Below are 20018 nucleotides of genomic sequence, written 5' to 3'. Positions count from 1 at the left end.
CGCTTGCACCCCCTGGCCCGGGTATCGTACTTAAACTCGGAGATGCAGACACTCAGAATGTCAGGCCGACGACCACCACGGTGATGACGTAGATCGGAACGGCCCCGAGGAGTGACCGACCGACCCGGTACCCGACGAGTGGCCTGTCGAGACCGTCTTCGAGGGCGACCGAGAGCGGTACCAGAATGAACGACAGCGAGATGACGTAGCCGCCGATCACGAGGCCGAGCTGATCGGTCGGCAACGTCGTTGCCTCCGCAAGCACTGCCGTTCCATCGTTTGAAAGGCCGCCAGCGAGCCCGACCGTTGCTCCGGCGACCATCGGTCCAAAAAAGGTGGCTGTATTGTCGATCGTATCCGTGATCGTCGACAGCTGTCGCCGCGTCTGTGCCTCGACGTCCCTGAGTTCGTCGAGGTGATCGGCCATCGAGACGATCGCCCGGCCGGCCGGTGCGCCCTGCTCGGCCGCGATGGCGAGTAGTTCGACGGTCGCCCGGACCCGCGGGCTGGGTACGTCTTTCACGACCCCGTACTCCCCGAGGAAGGCCTCTTGGACGCTCAGGTGTAGCCGGCGTTGAAGCCCGGCTGCTCGCTCGAACAGCTCGCCCGTCGCTGCCGGGACCTGATCGCCAGCCCGCTGGATCGCCGTCTCGACGGATTTGCCGTCGTCGACAAGCCGTCCCGTGAGATAGAGTGCGTCAGTGAGATTTGACTCGATCTCCCGAACGTGCGTCCGGACGTGGAGGATCGGACGGACGTAGGCGATCAACATGGCTCCGATGCCGAGTCCGGCAGCTGTCACTGGAGCCAGGTGTGTCACGCCCAGCACCGTCACGAGTGTGTACCCGGCGATGACGCCGATGATTCCCCACAAAAGCGTCGGGAGCAACCGCGCGGGAACGTCCGGATGGGAACGCGTTACCTTCGGCGGCGGAAACGCGATCGGGCGTCGTTTGAGCAGCCAGAGACTCGCCCCGGCAAGCCCAATCGGCAGGACGATGTCGTACCCCACGACGAGATACCAGATGCTGATATCGTAGCCGACGAACCCGACGGCAGGGACAAGCGCGACAAGGGCGAGGGGCACCATCACGCCAAAGGCATACAGCATCGTCGTCGGCCCACGGATGGCGTTCGTGAACTCAGCCATCCGATCACGCGTCCCATCCAGAACGGCTGCGAGCGACCGATCGAGCGTCCGGGCTCGCTCACCGTCCGGGGCCTGCTGTGCACTTGCGAGCAAGTACGCCGACCGTCGCATCGCGGGAAAGCGGTCGGCCCATTCTTCCGCGAACGATAACAGCCCAGTTCGTGGTGTGCCGACGGCAGCGTCGATATGTGTCGACAGATTCGCCGCGAGCGAACTCGATCCAGTGTCAGCAGCGAATCTGACGGCGGATTCGGTCGCGGGTTCGATCTGCATTCGCAGGACAGCCCGGCCGATCAGATTCGGTGCGTCGCCGAGCGCTTCGGTCCGTTTGAACGCTGCCTGTACGTGTGGAAGCGTCTGTATCACATGTATCGCCGACAGCGAGCAGATTAGCGAGGCGAACGTGGCGCCATACCATGGCAGCCAGAGTACGAGGGTAACCGGTGCCACTGCACCGACGATGCCGGCACCGAACCCGGCTCTGACGTAGGTTTCCGGCGCATGGGTCGAATCCAGAAACGTCACCGAATCGGCGAGTTCGGCACTCACATCGACGTCGACGGGATACAGCTGTGCGAGACCAACCAGCAGCATGGATCCAACTGACATCAGTCGGCTCGGATGCGGTCGGCGTACGCGCCGGCGACCTCTGTCGGTTTGGTTCGGCCGTCCCCTGCGAGCCGTCCCAACCGGTCGGCGCGCTCGGCGATCGATTCCCTGACGTCGGCGTAGGCCTCCTCGGGGCCGGACAACTGATGGATAAATCGACTCTCGCCCTGCTCGATCCGACCAGTCGGTCGTGCGGCGGTGCCGTCGCTCTCGTAGAGCGGCTCGAACCACACGTCACTGCCATCGTATATCACCTCCTCGATTCGGGAGACGCGACGATCACGCCCCTGTGGCGTCGGTGTAGCCTGAGTCGTGACTACCAGATCGGTAACCGCGAACGATGAGGGTTCGACACCGAGATCCGAGACGACCCGCTCGTAGACGTCGTCCGCCCCGTCGCCATGGATCGTCCCGAGAACGGCGTTGGCATTTGCCCCGATCCGCATCGCTTCATACAGCACCTGGGCCTCCTCACCGCGAATTTCGCCCACCACGAGCGCGCCATCTCCGAGTCGCAGAGCCGTCCGAAGGGCCTCGGCTGGCGTCACTTCCGGGCCGTGGCCGGTGCCCGTTCGGAGTGCCTGGACGTCCCGTCCGACGGATTGTAACGATTCGATCGGTAACTCCGGGGTGTCCTCGATTACGACAGTTCGCGTGTCTGCTGTGAGTTCATACAGCAATGTGCCAAGGAGCGTGGTCTTTCCGGCCCCGCGCGTGCCGGCGATGAGTGTTGCGGCACTCGATTCGACCGCGACCGACAGGAACCCGGCGACGTCCGGAGAGAGTGTGCCGTTCCGGACGAGTTTCGGTAGGGTGAACTGGTCCGCGGCCTGCTGTCTGAACGCGAACGCGATCCCGTCGGAGACCGGTTTGGTCACCCCGGCCACCCGCACGTCCGTTTCACTGTCGAGTGTCGCTTTCGCATCGACCGTTGGCGTCGCACGCGAGAACGCCCGCCCACTCGTTCGTCTGATCCGTGATGCGATGGCGTGTGCACCGTCGATGCTCAAAAAGACGTTCGTCGACATCGATTCGCCACCGCGAACCACTCTGAGCGGATTCCGCGATACCGGTGCGGTGACGTATACGTCGGTAATTTCCGGGTCGGCGAAGAGGTCTTCGAGAATCCCGTACCCCTGTGTGTGTTTCCGAAGGATCGACGCCACCATCGGATCGACTGCGCCGTCGCTTGCCTCTTCGATCGCGTGAGTGGCGGCTCTCTCACCGGCTATCTCGCCGTTTGCGATCCGCTCGTATCCATCCAGCAGAATCCCTCTCTCTGACGCAGACAGCTTGAGGTCGACCGGATCGACCGCGTACAGAGGGACGCCGTCAGAACGAGTATATATCCGCGCTTCACTGCCGGTATCGAGGGAGACGACCGCCTTGAGTCGGGAATCCTCGTCGATCGATTTGTCGACGAAGTAATGGCCGATCGTGAGACCGAGTTCCGGCGTCAGCACGTCGGGTACGTCGTCGATTCGGGCGGCCGTTTCCAGCAGTCCGGATTCGACGCCGATGTCCGCGATCGGATCGACTCGCTCACGGAGCTCGCTAGCGACCGCGAGCGGCTCAGTCACGACCCGCTGTTCGACGGCGTTCTCCCGGTCGCCAAGCAGGCCGATAAACCGACCAGCAGCCGATAGTAACGCCGCCGCGTCGTGTCGATACCGATAGCGAAAGCCGTTCGATCGGACCAGGATCTCCTTGGCAGGATCGGCCACGAGCTCTCCGACGACGGTCTCCCGACAGTTCGGGGATCCCCCGAGATCGCCGTCACACTCGCTTGCGTCGACGAGCAACTGGTCGCCGTCTCGTTCCGGCAGGCAGTCACACGCGTCTGCCCCGTCTCCAGATATCACCTCCAGTAGTGCTTCGAGCCCCAACTTCCGGGCGAAGGCTGTGGCCGACGATCCAGCGGGCGTATCCGGCATGGCGATGCTGGCTGCCCACTCCTTTATAAACGCACGCACCGCACGTCCCGATCGCGACGGTGCAGTGCCGATTCCCCACTGGCATCACTCATTTCTCGACACCACACGAAGGGCGATGTACACCTCGCGATCGTTGTCAGGGCTGTCGCTTGCTTGCGAAAGTGAGAGGGCGACTGTCACGGTTCCTGTGTGGTCACCGAACGCTGTCATCCCGTTCGAGCTGTCCGTGTTCCTGATGGTGGCCTCAACGTGTTCCGTTCGTGGCATTTGCTCGCCAACGCGGTATTCGATAATGGAGACGCCACGTGGATCCGGACGGATTCGGAACGTGTCGACTGTTTTGGACGCGAACCCAGCGGACGGGAGATCGAGTTCGACGATGCGTCGTGCACCCTTCTGTCCCCGTGGTGTCGGCTCTTCGGTTTCGAGGAGTGACATCGCCGCCGTTTCCAGTTTGGCGATCTGATTTTCGACCTGCTGTTCGCTCCTGACGGTCGCGGCGTGATCGACGCCTGCAACGCCGATTCCCAGCAGTGCAGTGGTCAGGATTATCGCGAGAACGTATCGGATCATTGCGTCTGGGGACGCTCACACTCATTCATCATCTGTCGAGACACTTCCCACCGGTATGTCGAGAAACGCGGCGGATTTGACCGACGCAGTTTGTCCGCTCTGCACCGACAGATTAGTGGCCTGTCTCTCATCATCGGAGCCGAATCGCGAGGGACGAGCGTCAGCCGCATGATTTAATCCGTGGCCGTTTTGCTCTCGAACGGACTGCCGTCCGATACATCCATTTCGCTCACAGACGGGCTGTCGCCGCCGTGTGGCGTCTCGCGGTCGCGAACCTGGGCTGCGTGGACCGTTTCTGTCGCGTCGTCGATGATGACGACATTGCCGGGTTCGGTCGGCATTCGATCGGAAAGCGACCCGTTCAGATACGTCGGCTGCGCCCGCGTGAGCGCATCGAGATCGGCCCCCGCAGTCAGTCGATGCGAGACGAGCACGTCCGACTGAGAGATCCCAACGTCCGGGACAGCACTCGGCCGCTGGGTCGCCGAGACGAGGCTCACGCCGGGTGCACGCCCTCGCGTGAGTATCGTTTCGAGGGCACTCCGGGCAACGCCGTCGAAGAACGTGTGTGCCTCGTCGACCAACAGCCACGGCAGGCGACCGATGGTGTCACGCACGCTGGCGCGGTACAGCGCCTCGCCAACGCCGCGACAGACGGCGTTCATCGGCGCGGAATCGAGCCCGGAGACGTCGAGGACGGTGATCTCGCCGCTCGAAAGCATCTCGGCGTCGATGCCGTTTTCGTCGAAGACGCCCCAGGATTCGGCGAGTCGGAGATGATTGACCGCAGCGCGTTCGTCCCGGGCGGGGGCATCGCGCTCGGTGACGGAGGTAGCCATACCCGCAAGCGTCGAGCGTTCCTGTGCTGCCTGCCAGACGAGACTCCCCGCGCCGCTTTCGGGATCGAGACCCAGAAGCCCACACCACGACCGAGGATCAAGCGAATCCGGGACGACTGCTGGATCGTCCATGACTGTCCCGGCAATCGAATCGTGGCCCGAGTCGCCGTTCGAATCGCTCGCCAGGGAGGTGAACACCCCCATCGGATCGATAACCGTCGGTGCGACGCCAGCCGTCCGCGAGAGTCCTTCCGCGATGACGCCAAGCGTGTATGACTTCCCGTAGCCGCGCTTGCCGACGACCAGTATCGAGTGTGGGCCGTCCAGATCGAGATAGAGGTCGGCCCCGTGACTGCCGTCGAGCGCTCTGTAGGCACCGAGTCGCATTTTCGGCAGTGCTTCGTCGGTCGCTTCCCCGCGGCCAATGACGAAGGTCATGGCGACGGTGGCCGCGCCATCGCACTTGAACGGCCGGGCGTCCGGGAGTTTATAAGAGAGAGCGCAGCCACGAATGGTATGCGACGGAGAAACGACGATTTTGCGGGGGACGAACGGGCGATCGAGGGGCTACCGATCCGACTGGTTATCGCACTGGTCGTCGGCGTCGCCGCCCTCTCGCTCATGATGAACGTCCTTGGACAGTTCGACGACAGCTTTCAGGACGAAACGGTGACCGTGGAGTTCAGTGACGAACTGGTGGAAGTCGGAGAATCCACGAACGTGAGTGTCGTGACGAGCGAGGGTGAGCCAGTTGAGGGTGCGCATGTGCTTGTTCGCAGTGGGAGCTTGACACTTGTTGAAGAACCAATGAAGCTCAATACCACATATGGATCGTTCAAATTGGATATAATCTCAGGTGGTAATAGTCCGAATAAGGCCAATATAGATTTTAGAGCCGATCAAAACCGAGGAAGTCTTGAATTTGAGGTGATCCCTCCTTCCGATTCCGATTATCAGGCGTCTGATAACCCTTCTGAAATGGTTATATATAGATGAATTTGAATATGAACTCATTCCACTTGAAAAAACCATCTTACATTGCTATTTGTGCGATTGTTGTAGTTATTTGTACAATTTCAAGTGGGGTCGCTGTAGGGTCGGGGGCTGGGCCTCTTGAAGAGATCACAGGGGCTGGAACCGTTGACGATCCGTATCAGATAACCAATATTACTGATTTACAGGCGGTGAGATCTGACCTTGATGCACATTACACACTTCAGAACGATATTAATGCAAGTATAACAACTACATGGAATAAGGGAGAAGGATTCGATCCGATTGGCACAGATTTAGATTCACCATTTCAGGGAACATTCGATGGCCAAAACCACACGATATCGGGACTAACGATAACCCGGATATCAGAAGATTATGTTGGATTGTTTGGAGCTACAAAAAGAGCGGAAATCCATTCTATACATTTGGACAATATAAAAATTGAAGGAGAAAATCACGTAGGTGGTATTGTGGGCTATCTTGAGAATGGAGAGATACGATCGTCATCAACTCATGGACAAATTGGAGGAAATTCAGTAGTCGGTGGAATTGTAGGAACTGTGTATAAGGGTGATTTCGAAAACTCTAGGTCAATTTCAAATGTTTCTGGATCTGAATATGTTGGAGGAGCCATCGGATTCTTGTCTACGGATGGAATGGTTCTTGGGTCAGCCTCTCACGGTAAAGTCCTCTCAAAAGAAAAAGCGTCTGGCGGATTAATTGGTATCCCGGGAAGACGTTCAAAAGAGGTCCGAAATTCCTTCTCGACTGCTACAGTCATGGGAGACACTGAAACAGGGGCAGTATTCGGTGAGGTGACGGATCCTCCACCAAGTCTCTCCGAAGTTTACTGGGACAAAGAACAGAGCGGCATCGAAGAAGGAATCGGAGCGGGACCGGGAAGCGTTACCGGCCTCACGACGGAGCAGATGACTGGCTCAGCCGCGAAAGAGCACATGGAGTATCTGTTCGTCGGGACGGACTTCATGACGACAGATAGCTATCCGGTTCTCGAACAGCACGTCAAAGACGTCGACGTCTCGCTGACGAATTCGCTCGTCAGCGTCGAGGACACGACCGACATCACCGTCCGGTTGGATCTCTACGATGGCTCGACGACGACGGCCACGACAACTGCCGACTACAATCTCGACGGCAACGCCGTCACCATCGAAGATGGAACCCTTACCCCGGCCGAGACGGGCAAAACCAACATTTCAGTGACCGTCAACGGCAAAACCGACACGGCGACGCTCGACGTTCGCACGCCTGCAGACATCTCCATGACCGACGCGGCACTCGACACGTCGGCGATCCTCGCCAACTCGACCGCTGCTGTCACAGCCACGCTCGAAAACGACGGTGGGATGCCCGGCAGTGAGCCGATCTCGACCACCGTCGAAGGTGAGACGGTCCATTCGGATACCGTCCATGTCGGCGGCCACGACGAGACAACAGCGACGTTCTCGTGGTCCGTCGGACAAGCGGGCTCATACGATATCACTCTCGGCGATCACGATGTTGGTGAGCTGACTGTCGTCGACAACGACAGCGTCAGGCTCCGGGACGTCATCGCGCCGAAGACCGTCACGCCCGGCGGTACCTACGCCGTGAAAGCGATCTTCGAGAACACCGCCGATACTGCCGTCTCGGTTCCGGTCACTTTCCGTGGCGACGGACAGATCGTTTCGGATCGACTTCGCGTCCAACCGGGTGAAACGACCCAGACCTTCGACGTGAACGCATCGAAGCCCACCGGTCGCACCATCACACACGCGGTGTCGCTCGGTGAGACGACGCGGCGGGCCAATACGACGATTCTCGCCCCAGCGACGTTCGAAGTTGCTGGTTTGGACGTGCCCAAAACAGTCGATACGGGTGAGACGATGACGGTGACTGCCACCGTGCGGAATACCGGTGATATCGGTGGGTCGACGGCGGTCAGCCTCGACGTTGCTGGCGACGAGCGGACGGTTGAAAACACGAGTCTCGAAGCCGGCGAAACTCAGGAAATCGATATTGACGTGACCGCAGGCGCTGCCGGAACGCTCGAATTCGGTGTCACAGCCGGCGACGATTCCCTGACCGAGTCAGTAACCGTACAGTCGGATGCCGGTAGCCACACCACCACAGCCACCGGTTCCGCTGGTGGCGACAGTGACTCCAACGGCGCAGCGACTACTGCCGGCCCACCGGACGGCGACGGGACGACAACAACCAACGGCCCTGGCTTCGGGGTGACCGTCGCACTGGTGGCGCTCCTGGGTGGGGGGCTGGTGGTCGCCAGACAGCAATGACCCGGTTATCGGCCGGAGCTTTCACTCACACATGGTCGAATTGAACGCCGACACGACGGTTGAACAGGGAGTTACGTTCGTCCAGGCGACAGTCACGAACACGCGCGGGACAGCCCAGGTAATCCGGCTTGCGAGTCAACTTGCGGGCCCAACCTGGCACCCCCAGTATGGGACTGTGTCTGCGCCCCAATGGGATGGGGACCGCTGGGAGTCGGCTTTACAGCCCGGAGAGTCCCGTGGAGTTGGCTTTGCGAGTCCGACGACACCATCTGACCCGCCGATAGCCGTCGTCGATATCCGCAGAGCAACGCCAGCAGACTTCGAAAACGACGCCGGGGCGGTACTTCGTGACCTTGACGAGTGGCGGCCGCCCAGGGACATCGTCCGAAATCGGCAATGATCGTTGCAGTCGCTGGTGGCAAGGGCGGCGTCGGCAAGTCGACGGTCGCACTGAATCTGGCTGCGGAACTGGATGCCGTCGTGGTCGATGGGGATCTCTCGACTGCAGACCTACCTCGTGGCACCGGTCCGGATCTTCACGACGTGCTTGCTGGCCGTGCCGATCCAATGGATGGGGTCGAGGAGTTCTGGAACGTGGAGTTGCTTCCTTGTGGGAGAACTGTTCAGGGGGCTCGTGCAGTTGATCTCCAGGCATTCGAGACGGTCGTCGGAAGACTCGAACGGATGTCTGGTCCGGTCGTCATCGATTGCCCCGCCGGCCTGGCGCGAGACGTCGGCAGTGAGATCGCGAGTGCGGACGTTGTGGTGCTCGTAACGAACCCGAGCGAGGCGGCACTGGCCAACGCAGCGCGGACGCGCGACCTCGCCGCCAAGCTCGAGACCCCAGTGGTTGCCGTCGTTCTCAATCAGACCGACGAATCCACGTACGAACGACGCCGGACCGAGGTCCGGAAACGATTCAACGCTCCTGTGACTTACGTCCCCCAGCGGACGACTATTCACAGGGCTCAGGAAGATTGGGTGCCCGTTCGTGATGCGTTTCCCGAGAGTTTCCCAGTCGAACGATTTGAGGAACTCGCAGCGAGTCTAGCGGAGTGTCGCCATCGGATCGACGGCCGGTGGGTTCAGTGATGTGCCGGATTCCGGATCCGACCCCCTATTCAGTCCCCGTGAGAGGGACTTCGAGTTGGGAGGACTGATTCGGCGACGAGATCAAGATCGATCGTTTCCGCAGGGAGTGGCTCGCCACGGACCTTGGGCACGGTCACCTGCTGGGAGATTCCGGTGACGTCCATCGACGCCTCGAACTCGAGGACCAGATCTGCAAAGTGGATCGTCAGCGGTCTGAGATCGGGCGGGTTTTCGCTATCGAGGCAATGCAAGAACGCGATCGACTCAGTCCGTCTCACGTGCTCGGCGAGTCCGTTCATAAACGCCTGAAACTGCTCGCGATCGGTTCGCTCGAAGGCATCCATCGAGTCGATGACGAGATTGGCACCATCCGGCAGGCTTTCGACATAGTCGTTCGCCTCGGACAAGACAGCAGGGGCATCGAGCTGTCGAATCGACGGATTCCCGGCGGTGACAGGGGCTGTGTCGATCGATTCCTCGATATGCGACCGTGAGCGTTCGACGGTGAGATATAACGTGCCGCGGGCGGCCGTCAGCGCGTAGAGAAGCTGCTCGGATTGGCTCGGTGGCTCCGCGAGTACGGCGACGACGTTGCCGTGTGGAATGCCACCGCCGAGTGCTGCATCGAGTGGTTCGATACCGGTCGTGAGCCGATCGGCTGCTGCCGGTGACCCGTTCGTCACAGCCCATCGGTTGCTGAGTTCCGATGCGATCCGATCGTAGGCCTCGCACGTCTCCGGATGTTCGAGTGGTGATTCCCTGTCAGGGATCGCTGCCAGAATCGGCTGGTCAATGGCTTCGACAAGCGACGGCGACACACGATCACACTGATTGAGGACGATCCCGGCGACGGGGACGTCGAGACGGTCGGCCATGTCGATCGTCGCTTTTGCCCCTTCGATACTTCGGGTCGTGTCCGTCGTGACGACGATGACACGGTCGGCGGCTGAGAGGGGATCGACGGCGTCCGGGCCAGCACCCGATGGGCAATCGACGACGGTCCGAACCGAGCTGTTTGCGAGGCGATCGAGCACGGATTCGAGCGCGACGTCCTCGGTGGGTAACGGTGCCGGAAGCAGGCCGGCCGTCGGTTCCCGGGGACTCGGTGACACCGTTGAGAGTCCGTCGCCGTCAGCGAGGGAAGCGAACGTCGGCTCCCGGTCGACCCCACCGATGACGTGGATGTTCGGCAGCTGTCGATCCGCGTCGATGGCGACTGCCGGGATGTCCGCCCGAGCGAACCCCTCGGCGATGCCGATGGCTGTTGTGGTCTTTCCACAGCCTCCCTTTGTCCCTGCGACTGCGAGCATGGGGCCTATGGGTTCGTTTCGGAATATAAACTACAGCCGTCTCAATCCCGAAGTTCCGATCGGCGCTCACGCTCGAACGTCCCAAGCGATTCGAACGCGGCCGGGCCGCCGAAGACGTAGATGTCGTCGCCGCTTCGAAGTGTTTCGGTTTCGTCAGGGAATGGGAGTACCGTACTGTCCCTGACAATCGCGAGCACGTCGACAGCCACCCAGCCGACGAATTCGCCCTCCAGTGGTTCTCCCGAACTGATCGATAGCATCGTAATCGAGTGGTCACAGGCCCGCAGGACGGACAGGAACTCAGTGACGTCGTCTGGGACTGCCGGTTTCGTCGTGAGGCTGTACCCATCGATATCGCCGAGTGTCCGGGCTGCCTGTTCCGGAAGGACGAGCGTCGCGGTATCGGTAGGTGTCGAATGGAGTGTGGCGCTGCCGGCGAATTCGACGCGTTCCTCGTCGGCCGTCCATAGCTCGACCGGATCGCCAGGTGCCGCGTCCGGAACCATTGCATTTCGGATCGCGACACCGACTGTTCGGGGAGGGAGGGTGACACTCAACCCGGACGGCTCATACCCGATAGCGAGCTGTCGTATATCACCGTCTTCGGACAGTTCAATCCCAACACGGTCTATCCCGTAGTCCCGTTCAAGTCGCTCTCGGCAGCGCGATTCGAGTGCTGCGGGTGGGAGTCCACTCGGAAACAGCCACGTATCCCCTTCGAGTTCGCGTTTCAGATCCTCTTCGACGGGCTCGCTTCCGGATCGAGTTCGGATCCTGTCAGGCAGCTCAACGCTTGTAGCCTGTTTCGCCGAGCGCCGTCTCTTTGCCGTCTGTTCGGACTGCTCGTCGGGTGGACTCTCGGTGACCTCACCGGCGATGGCATCCCCAAGTCGTCGGCCGCCGACCGACACAGCGCCACTCAGGCCGAACGCCGCGAGCAGAAAATAGCCGGTTGCATCGAGAACGATCGATAGATCGGACACGATGGCGCTCCCGGCCGCAATTCGGGCCGTAAGCCAGGTTGCCACGGACACCCAGCCAAGGAGGATGGCCGTGCCGAGAGGTATCGGTCGCGATGTGAGACGCCGATAGGCGACCGCTCCGATGCCGGCTGTGAGGACTGCGAGAACGGCGAAGCCGACGAGACTGATCGCTGCGGAGCGCACGGTCGGCGAGACGAGCGCCGAGAGTTGCGCGGGTTCTCCCGGCAGACCGCCGATCACAGGAAGCAACGCAACCGTCATTGGGCTTCCCCCGTGGCTAGCTCCGGTTTGCCATCAGCGAGTCGAGCCAGGACACGTTCGTTGCCGATCACGAATACCTCCGTTCCTGGCGGAATTGATGGCTCGATATCGCCCGCAGTCGTATCGGCTGCTGACGGTTGTGGGTTCTCGGAGTGATCTGACACACCGTCGGCTTCACTTTCAGCTATCGGTCTGTCGGATTCGTCAACGCGTGCGGACTGCTCGCCGGTTCGGAACTGCCAGGCAGTTGGGTCCCCCGATTCCGCCGGGCGACGATATGCAAGGATCTCGATATCGCCGGCGTGGTCGTCGAGCTGTTCCCGGGTCCGCTTGTCGACCGTCACGTGCTGGACAATCAGTCCGGCGCGCTGCAACTGTCTAAATGCGCCGCGGGCCCCGTTCGAATCACACGAGTTCACGTACAGATCGACGCCCGTCGACGTCAGGATCGTGGTGACGTCATCGACATCGACGGCAACCGAAACCCGACGGTCCTCGCCGGTCGCGGGATCCGATTGTTCGATGGTGGTTTCGCTTCGATCAGCCCGGCCAGCGGACGGCGACACCGGTCCGGCGTGGTACGTCTCCGGTTGCTGGGTCGCTGGTGGATCGATCAGATGCCCAGCGGAACCGACCCCGAGAACGACACCGTCGACAGTGTCTGCGTCACTGACAAGGGTGACCTGATCGCCGGCTTGCAGTTCGGCGGGGACGACTGTCCGCACCGTGACTGCCCGTTGCCCGTCGGACAACTGTGGCCCGACCGATTTCGAGGAGTGTTCGGCGGTAACCGTTGCTCGTCCCTGCTGGTCTATCGAAACGGCGGAGACATCGACGCCGACCGTCGTTTGAATACGAGCCGCAAGTCTCGATTCGAGTTCCACGATCGGCAGATCGACCGGGACTGTCCAGGCCCGGGATTCGATGGCATGCCACTGTCCCCGCGAAAGTGAGTAGCCGTTCTCGACATGCCGGTTATCGCGGGTCACGTCGAGAGAGATGTTTCCGGTCGCGTCAGCCGAGGCCACTGTCTTCGGAGCTAGTGCTCGTCGATTGTATCCCGGGGACGTCTCGGTTGCCGGCATATCGCCGGCGATCCGGTCACCCTGGCTGTACCCGTACACTCCAAGCAGCGTCGACACGACCCCGAATACGCCTACAAACGGCGCGTGTTCGACACCGAAACCCACCATCGCCCGAACTGTTGGGAATGACAGGTGGTACTGTTCGGTCGCAGTGAATTCGATCCCCGGCGAGACGGTCACGATCAGGAGAGACAGGACGCCGACGAGCAAACCCGCCACAACGACGACGGCACCGGTCGACAGCTGATGTCCCCTGTCGTATCGACTGGCGAACCCGATGCTTCCCGTTGTGCCGGCGACGATGGTCCCGACAATGAGACCGAAGCCTGCGCCCAGCAGTATCGCAAGCGCGGTCGCCGTCATCGGCGGGAGTCTCGCTTCGATCGTGATTCGTCCTTTCGTCGGTCCTGTCGCCCGGCCATCGGAGAGGTTTGTTCGATATGCATCGCTCACCCAACTGACGACGGAAGGTTTGTGTTGCCCTCCGTCGCTAACAGAACCTATTCGCCTGACTTTCGGATATAAACGTCCGGACTGTCCAGCGGTCACACCGACAATCGAAAAATCGGCCCTCGTTGTGTGCCCCGAAACCACCCAGTCTCTATGCCTGGACGACGATGGCTACGTCCTCGGTTTCGACGAGTTCGCCCTCGCCAGCGTAGGTGTGCTCCTCGCGCACCTCGAACTCGCTGGCTTCGAGCGTCACGTCGCCGGCGCGGAGCTGCTCGCCGTCGAGTTCGTACTCGTCGGTCGCGAGGGCGCCTTCGATGTCGCCGACTTTCTCGCCGTACTTCGGTCCGACGGTGGCGTAATCGAGGTCGATATCCGCGATCTCGGTACTGATCTCGGGATCGTCCTTGACGACCGCGATCTCGTCGACGTGCATGACTTGCTGGATGGCCGATTCGAAACCGGTCACATCGCCGTAGACTTCGACGCGGTCGAGATCCGCATTCAGCGCCATGTCGTGGTCGGTTTTGTACGACCGCAACGCGGCGATCGTCGCCATCGCCGTCTCGCCCGCGGCAAGATCGGCGTCGTAGCCGCGAGGTTCGGGCCAGTCGGTCGTGTGGATCGACGCCGCGTCGACCTGCTCGGCGTATTTGGCCTGCCAGATCTCTTCGACGACGTGTGGCAGGAACGGCGCGAACAGCTTGAGGAAGGTTCTATGGGCAGTCACAAGCGTGTAAGCCGCCGACTCGTCGTTGCGCTGTTTCGCGATTTCGAGGTAGTCGTCACAGAACGTATTCCAGAAGAACGTCCGGAGTTCGTTGCGGGCCTTCGAGAACTCGTAGGTATCGAGTTTCTCGGTCAGGCTCCCGACCGTTGCGTCGAGTTTGGCCAGCAACCACTCGTCGATCGCGGCGAGGTCCTCGGGCTCCTCGTAATTGTTTCCGGGTGCGAGCTGATCGACGAGCTTCGAGGCGTTCCAGAGTTTCTGTAGCAGGCGCTCGCCGGCCTCGAGATCGTTTTCCTTGAACGGGAAGTCGTCGCCGATCGAGGTTCCGGCGGCCCAGTACCGCGTGGCGTCGACGGGGAAGTCTTCGAGGACTGCCTCCGGCGAAACGACGTTGCCCTTCGATTTCGACATCGCCTCGCGGTTCTCGTCGAGTACCATCCCGTTGACCATCACCGTATCGAAGGGGATCTCACCGGTGTGCTCGTAACACTTCACGACGGTGTGGAACAGCCAGAAGGAGATGATGTCGTGGCCCTGTGGCCGGAGGTTCATCGGATAGAGCTCCGGGTTGTCGAAGGTGAATTCTCCGGCGTCCACCGAGTCGGCTGTCTCTGCCGACTCGTCGGCAGGCTGCCAATCCCACCCGGCGTTGATCAGCGGCGTCAGCGAGGAGGTCGCCCACGTATCGAAGACGTCGCTCTCCGGCTCGAAGTCCGAGCCGCCACATTCCGGACAGCTATCGACCGGCGGGTCGTCACTGAGTGGATCGACAGGCAGGTCTTCGCGGTCGGCGAAGACGGGTTCGCCACAGTCTTGGCAGTACCACACCGGGAAGGGGATACCCGAGTCACGCTGGCGGGAGATACACCAGTCCCATTCGAGTCCCTCGATCCAGTGTTTGTACCGGGTGAACATCTTCTCGGGGTACCAGTCCATCTCCCGGCCAGCCTCGAGGTACTCCTCGGTGGAGTCGAGCATGTCGACGTACCACTGCTCGGTCACGAGATACTCGACTTCGGTCTCACAGCGCTCGTGGACCTGGACCGAGTGGTGGTGATCCCGACTCTCCAGGAGGTGTCCCGCGTCGTCGAGATCGGCGATGATAGCCTCGCGGGCCTCGGTCGTCGACAGTCCCTCGTACTCGCCGGCGCGGTCGGTCATCGTTCCCGATTCGTCGATGGCGATCCGCAGGGGCAGGTCGTGTGCCTGGTACCACTCGATGTCAGTTTGGTCGCCGAAGGTACAGCACATGACGACGCCGCTGCCGGTCTCTAAGTCGACGCGCTCGTCCTCGATGATCGGGACTTCCTGACCGAACAGCGGGACTTCAGCGGTCCCCCCGACGAGGTGAGCGTTCGCGTCGTCATCAGGGTGGACGAAGATCGAGACACAGGCCGGCAGGAGTTCGGGCCGCGTCGTCGAGATCGTCAGCGTCTCGCCGTCGTCAGCTTCGCCGTTCCCGTCCTCGACCAGCGGGAACTCGATGTCGTTGAATGTGGTGTGTTGTTCGGTATCCTCCTGTTCGACCTGCGAGATGGCGGTCTCACAGTCCGGACACCAGATCGTCGGCGCGCGCTGGCGGTACTCCTTGCCCTGCTCGTAGAGGTCCAGGAACGATAGCTGGGAGATGCGCTGGACGCGGGGTTCGATCGTCTTGTACGTGTTATCCCAGTCGACCGAGATGGCGAGGGACTGGACATCCTCGGTGAAGTCGGCCTCGTAGTCGGCACAGACGTCGCGGGTCTTCTCCTGGAAATCGCGGCGCTCGAAGTCGCTGTGGCGGATCCCGAGTTCGCGCTCGGTGAGTCGCTCGGAGGCGATGCCGTTGTCGTCGTAGCCAAAGGGGAAGTAGACGGTGTCGTCGGTCATCCGCCGGAACCGGGCGACGAAGTCCTGGAGGGTGAACTGATAGAGGTGGCCCATGTGGAGGCTGCCCGAGACGGTCGGCGGCGGCGTGTCGATGGTGAACTGGGTGTCGGCGTCGGGCGTCTCGCTTTCCTCGTAGGCGAAGACGTCGTTGTCGACCCAGTAGTCCTGCCATCTGGGCTCGGTCTCGCGGGGATCGTAGTCCCCTGCGAGTGCGGGGTCAGGTGTCGATTCGTCGGTCGGCTCGTCGTCAGTATCGTGTTCCGTACTCATGGTTTGTGGCGTCAGTGGTCGTCGTGCGATCCGTCCGTGACTGTGAGAAGGAGCTGTGGGGCTATGCCGCCCCTACTACGGGAGGGGTACGAGCAGACTGCGTATTCGTCGATCCGGAGCCCACGCCGGACGGGACGCGTGACATATCTTTCCCTGTGAGTTCATCCGGATTGAGTGTTTCGTGTTCGACCCGACGGTCGCCTCCTGGGCTGGCCAGCCTGCCACAAATTGTCACGAGCGCAACCCCTTTGGCCGCCCGTCGGCCAGCACGGATATGGAACCCGCTGAGGTCGAACGCCGTATCGAGGACGCGATCCCCGATGCGACTGCGACTGTCACCCATCCGCGGCCGAACGACACCGAACATCTTGCAGCCACCGTCGTCTCGCCTGCCTTTGCCGGGAAAACACTCGTCGAGCAACACGAGATGGTCTATGACGCGCTTGAGGACGCCCTGACGACCGAGATCCACGCCCTGAAGGTGACGACCCGGACGCCCGAGGAAGCCGAGTGAGGCATCCCGCAGGCCAGCAATATACGGTATTTGATAGCACGTCGCAGAAAGAGGCAGGCCTTGACTGTTCCCCAAGTCATAGGCGGACCGATGCGCTGAATCTGACGATGTCAACTGAGACTCCCACTGACGCCGAAACTGTCACTGAACACGTCGAGGGCGTGATCGAAGCAAATGATGTGGTGCTGTTCATGAAGGGGACGCCACAGCGTCCGCAGTGTGGCTTCTCCCAGCGAGCGGTCGGGTTGATACGCGCCCACTGTGAGGACTTCGAGACTGTCGATGTCCTCGATTCCCTCCCGGAGTACCGGGCTGCGCTCGAAGCACAGAGCGGCTGGGAGACCATCCCACAGACGTACGTCGACGGTGAGTTCGTCGGCGGCAGCGACATTCTCGCCGAACACGAGCAGCGAGGCGACCTCGCCGAGACGCTAGCGCCCTAATCGGTTGCCGGCGCGCGGTCAGGGCGTTCCCCTGAGTGGGCACGTACCCAGAGTTCACCGATGCGTGAGAGCCGCGTCCGGTAGGACTTGCCGTGCTCTTCCTGCTCGATGTAGCCTTTGCCGCCAGGCCCGAGGCGATCGACGTTGTAGAGCACCTTCGACCGGAAGCTGTCGGTGTACTCCTCGCCGAGGTCCACGGCCAGGGCCTGGGCAAGCTCTGAGACGGACTCAAATTCGCCGTGTTCGCCCAGGGTGAAGAGGATGAGTTCCTCGAAAGGCTTGACGTTCGAGAAGGAAGCGACGGGGATCTCGACCATGTAGCTGCCGTTGATTTCCTTGGCCCCGATCGTCGTTCCGCGCTCGTCGAACTCCTCGATGAGATCCCGTGCGCTTCCCAGGCGCTTCTCGACGAGATCGTCGTCGACATCGTCCGTGAGGTCTTCGAGCAGGTCGATCTGCTTGCGGAGTTCCTCGGCGAGTTCCGTTTCGAGGTACTTCTCGGGGGCCGTGTAGTAGGTGTGGATCCGGTGACGGTCCCCCTCACGTTCGACGGCGATCGAGTGGGCGGCCGTCGCGAAGGCGAAGCTGACCGTCCGGGGCATCGCGGAGATGTTGAGCCAGACTTCCGCGTCGGGCTCCCGGTCGAGTTCGTCGCTGATGAGCGAAAAGCCCTGCTCGAAGGCGGCGTCGTAATCGTAGACGTCCTCGACGAGAATGCGCTCGGTCTTCGAACCCAGCAGGTTCTGGAAGTCCTTTTCGAGTTGACTGGTCAGGAGTCGGGAGTACTCGGCGTTGGCCTCGTTGCCGATGGCTCCCTCCAGCAGGATCGCACGATCGACGGTACGTTGCTCCCGGACCAGCGGCGCGATGAGCCGGTCGTAATCGAAGCCGACCGGGACGATGTGTGTTTGCATACTCGCTATGTCGGGCCGGTTTGATAAAAAACCAGTCTCATACGTCGCGGAATGTCGGAAGAATACATCGTCGAATCTATTTTTGAAGAATCTGATCCCCAAATCGGTAGCTCACCGGAATTTTGACCTGTCTGTCCTCGACTCGCTGGTTGTTCTGGACGAATGTGGTGGGTGAAACGCTGGGAACCTCACTGGTACTCGGTGATGGCTGCGAGGGCCCCTAGTCAGCGTCGGTACTCTCTGGCGTGAGGAACCGATCGGCGTTCTCCTCGGGTGCGGCACGGGTGACCAGCGAGACGCCGACCGTCACCACGAGACCGATTCCCATCCCGATCAGCCCAGCCTGCCAACCCCCGTAGGTTGCCGGGACGGGGTCGGTGAACGTCGCAAGCAGGTAGAACGCCTGGCTGATACCGACGCCCGCGAGCATCCCCGCACGCGTCGTCCCGCGCCAGTACAGCGCGACCAGCACGGGCAGAGTCAGCTGGGCGTAGCCCTTGAACGCCGTCGCGCCGATCTCGATCAGCGTCAGGTTCGTCCCGAGGCTCATCGCCAGTGCGATCAGCGCGAAGGCGACGACTGCCAACCTGGCGACGAAATCCTCCCGGCGGTCGCTGGCGTCCGGATCGACGAACGGGCGATAGAGGTCCCGCGTCAGGTACGACGATCCCGACAGCAACATCGAGTCACTCGAGGACATCATCGCGGCCATCGCGCCCGCGACGACCAGGGCGGCGAACCACGTCGGCGTGTAGGCGTTCAACAACGGCGGGAGAATGTTCCCCCGGGCGTTGGGCGTGACCCCGAGTCCCGTCGCCCACGCCCCGAGGATGAACGCGGGGACGAAAAGCAGGATGACCAGCAGGGGCCACAGCGCCAGCGACCGTTTGAGGACGCGCTGGCTCCGGGCGACGAAAAAGCGCTGGTTGATCTGGGGGAACATCGCGACGCCGAAGCCGATCGCGATCGCCATCGAGAGCATGTACTGCGGGGAGTACAGCCCGCCGCCAAGCGAGAGGAACTCGGGGTTGGCCTCGCCCATCGCCGCCGTCAACTCGCCGGGGCCACCCGCCGAGACGGCGATCCAGGCGAGGGCAACCCACACGAGGACGAGCATGAACACGCCCTGTAACGTGTCTGTCCAGGCGACGCCGCGCATCCCCGCGAGGACGACGTACCCGATCATGAACGCGGTGATCAAGGTCGCCCCCGCCCAGTACGGGATCGCCCCTTCAGTGAGCGATTCCAGCGCCCGGCCGGCCCCGACCTGCTGGAGCATGACGTACTCCAGCAGCCAAAAGAGGCTGATCCCGGCGACGAGTCCACGCAGAGCCCGGGAGTCGAAGCGATCGCCCAGCATCTCACCGACCGTGACGTAGCCGTGTTTCCGACCGATCAGCCACTGCTTGTACCCCATCACGTACCACAGGATCCCGAAGATGACGCCGTCCATCAGCCCCATGACGAGGATCCATTCCGGCCCGGCCGAGAACGCCAGATTGGGACCGCCAAAGAACGTAAAGGCCGACAGCAGCGTCGCGAAGGTCGTAAAGAGGAGCACGACTGTTCCGATCGTCCGATTCGCCAGGTAGTAGTCCTCCGCCGAGCGCTCGGTCAGCCGATACGCGACCAACCCGACGCCCAGAGCGAGCAGCAAGTAGCCGACGACGATCCCGAGTTGCAGGGCGACGTTCGCCAT

The 20018-nt window shown here is 61.6% G+C and carries 15 protein-coding genes; 5 read left to right on the top strand and 10 right to left on the bottom strand.

Annotation, left to right across the window (positions count from 1 at the left end):
• Positions 1–52 precede the first annotated feature (52 nt).
• From SVXhr_RS07765 to SVXhr_RS07750, 4 genes are all read right to left on the bottom strand, one after another.
• Complete coding sequence (locus tag SVXhr_RS07765; RefSeq protein ID WP_275736647.1) at positions 53–1759, bottom strand: secretion system protein; 1707 nt, start codon at positions 1757–1759, stop codon at positions 53–55.
• On the bottom strand, positions 1759–3693 hold the full coding sequence (locus tag SVXhr_RS07760) for an ATPase, T2SS/T4P/T4SS family (protein ID WP_275736646.1): 1935 nt from the start codon (positions 3691–3693) through the stop codon (positions 1759–1761). The genes SVXhr_RS07765 and SVXhr_RS07760 overlap by 1 nt, the downstream gene beginning before the upstream one ends.
• A gap of 84 nt (positions 3694–3777) precedes the next feature.
• Positions 3778–4266, bottom strand: a complete 489-nt coding sequence (locus SVXhr_RS07755; RefSeq protein WP_275736645.1) for a hypothetical protein — start codon at positions 4264–4266, stop codon at positions 3778–3780.
• A gap of 173 nt (positions 4267–4439) precedes the next feature.
• On the bottom strand, positions 4440–5543 hold the full coding sequence (locus SVXhr_RS07750; RefSeq protein WP_275736644.1) for a DUF87 domain-containing protein: 1104 nt from the start codon (positions 5541–5543) through the stop codon (positions 4440–4442).
• Between the two features lie 78 nt (positions 5544–5621).
• On the opposite strand from SVXhr_RS07750, the gene SVXhr_RS07745 reads away from it, so the two are divergent.
• The 3 genes from SVXhr_RS07745 to SVXhr_RS07735 all read left to right on the top strand — a co-directional run bounded on the left by SVXhr_RS07745 (position 5622) and on the right by SVXhr_RS07735 (position 9490).
• Positions 5622–6101 (top strand): hypothetical protein, encoded by a 480-nt coding sequence (locus SVXhr_RS07745; RefSeq protein ID WP_275736643.1) that lies wholly within the window; start codon positions 5622–5624, stop codon positions 6099–6101.
• Positions 6102–7030: 929 nt separating this feature from the next.
• The gene (locus SVXhr_RS07740) at positions 7031–8398 is read left to right on the top strand and encodes a PGF-CTERM sorting domain-containing protein (protein WP_275736642.1); all 1368 of its coding nucleotides are present in this window, start codon (positions 7031–7033) and stop codon (positions 8396–8398) included.
• 396 nt (positions 8399–8794) lie between these two features.
• Positions 8795–9490: a P-loop NTPase gene (locus SVXhr_RS07735; protein WP_275736641.1), complete on the top strand. Its 696-nt coding sequence runs from the start codon at positions 8795–8797 to the stop codon at positions 9488–9490.
• Between the two features lie 29 nt (positions 9491–9519).
• Here the strand turns inward: SVXhr_RS07735 and SVXhr_RS07730 are convergent, their stop codons facing one another.
• From SVXhr_RS07730 to SVXhr_RS07715, 4 genes are all read right to left on the bottom strand, one after another.
• On the bottom strand, positions 9520–10800 hold the full coding sequence (locus SVXhr_RS07730; RefSeq protein ID WP_275736640.1) for a P-loop NTPase: 1281 nt from the start codon (positions 10798–10800) through the stop codon (positions 9520–9522).
• 41 nt (positions 10801–10841) lie between these two features.
• Entirely contained in the window at positions 10842–12044 is a 1203-nt protein-coding gene (locus tag SVXhr_RS07725) for a hypothetical protein (protein ID WP_275736639.1), read from the bottom strand.
• Positions 12041–13492 (bottom strand): hypothetical protein, encoded by a 1452-nt coding sequence (locus SVXhr_RS07720; protein ID WP_275736638.1) that lies wholly within the window; start codon positions 13490–13492, stop codon positions 12041–12043. The genes SVXhr_RS07725 and SVXhr_RS07720 overlap by 4 nt, the downstream gene beginning before the upstream one ends.
• 238 nt (positions 13493–13730) lie before the next feature.
• Entirely contained in the window at positions 13731–16448 is a 2718-nt protein-coding gene (locus tag SVXhr_RS07715; RefSeq protein ID WP_275736637.1) for a valine--tRNA ligase, read from the bottom strand.
• A gap of 274 nt (positions 16449–16722) precedes the next feature.
• On the opposite strand from SVXhr_RS07715, the gene SVXhr_RS07710 reads away from it, so the two are divergent.
• Together SVXhr_RS07710 and SVXhr_RS07705 are read left to right on the top strand one after the other, a co-directional pair.
• Positions 16723–16962 carry a BolA/IbaG family iron-sulfur metabolism protein gene (locus tag SVXhr_RS07710; protein WP_275736636.1) on the top strand — a complete coding sequence of 80 codons (240 nt, stop codon included), beginning with the start codon at positions 16723–16725 and terminating at the stop codon, positions 16960–16962.
• A gap of 107 nt (positions 16963–17069) precedes the next feature.
• Positions 17070–17405, top strand: a complete 336-nt coding sequence (locus SVXhr_RS07705) for a glutaredoxin family protein (RefSeq protein ID WP_275736635.1) — start codon at positions 17070–17072, stop codon at positions 17403–17405.
• Here SVXhr_RS07705 and SVXhr_RS07700 read toward each other — a convergent pair.
• Both SVXhr_RS07700 and SVXhr_RS07695 read right to left on the bottom strand, forming a co-directional pair.
• Positions 17402–18319, bottom strand: a complete 918-nt coding sequence (locus tag SVXhr_RS07700; RefSeq protein WP_275736634.1) for a DUF6293 family protein — start codon at positions 18317–18319, stop codon at positions 17402–17404. The genes SVXhr_RS07705 and SVXhr_RS07700 overlap by 4 nt on opposite strands.
• A 220-nt stretch (positions 18320–18539) precedes the next feature.
• Positions 18540–20018: a sodium:solute symporter family protein gene (locus SVXhr_RS07695; RefSeq protein ID WP_275736633.1), complete on the bottom strand. Its 1479-nt coding sequence runs from the start codon at positions 20016–20018 to the stop codon at positions 18540–18542.

The organism is Halorhabdus sp. SVX81 (assembly GCF_029207715.1).
Classification (GTDB): domain Archaea; phylum Halobacteriota; class Halobacteria; order Halobacteriales; family Haloarculaceae; genus Halorhabdus.
The sequence above is the reverse complement of the archived record's forward strand: the minus strand, read 5'-3'. Positions and strand labels throughout refer to the sequence as shown.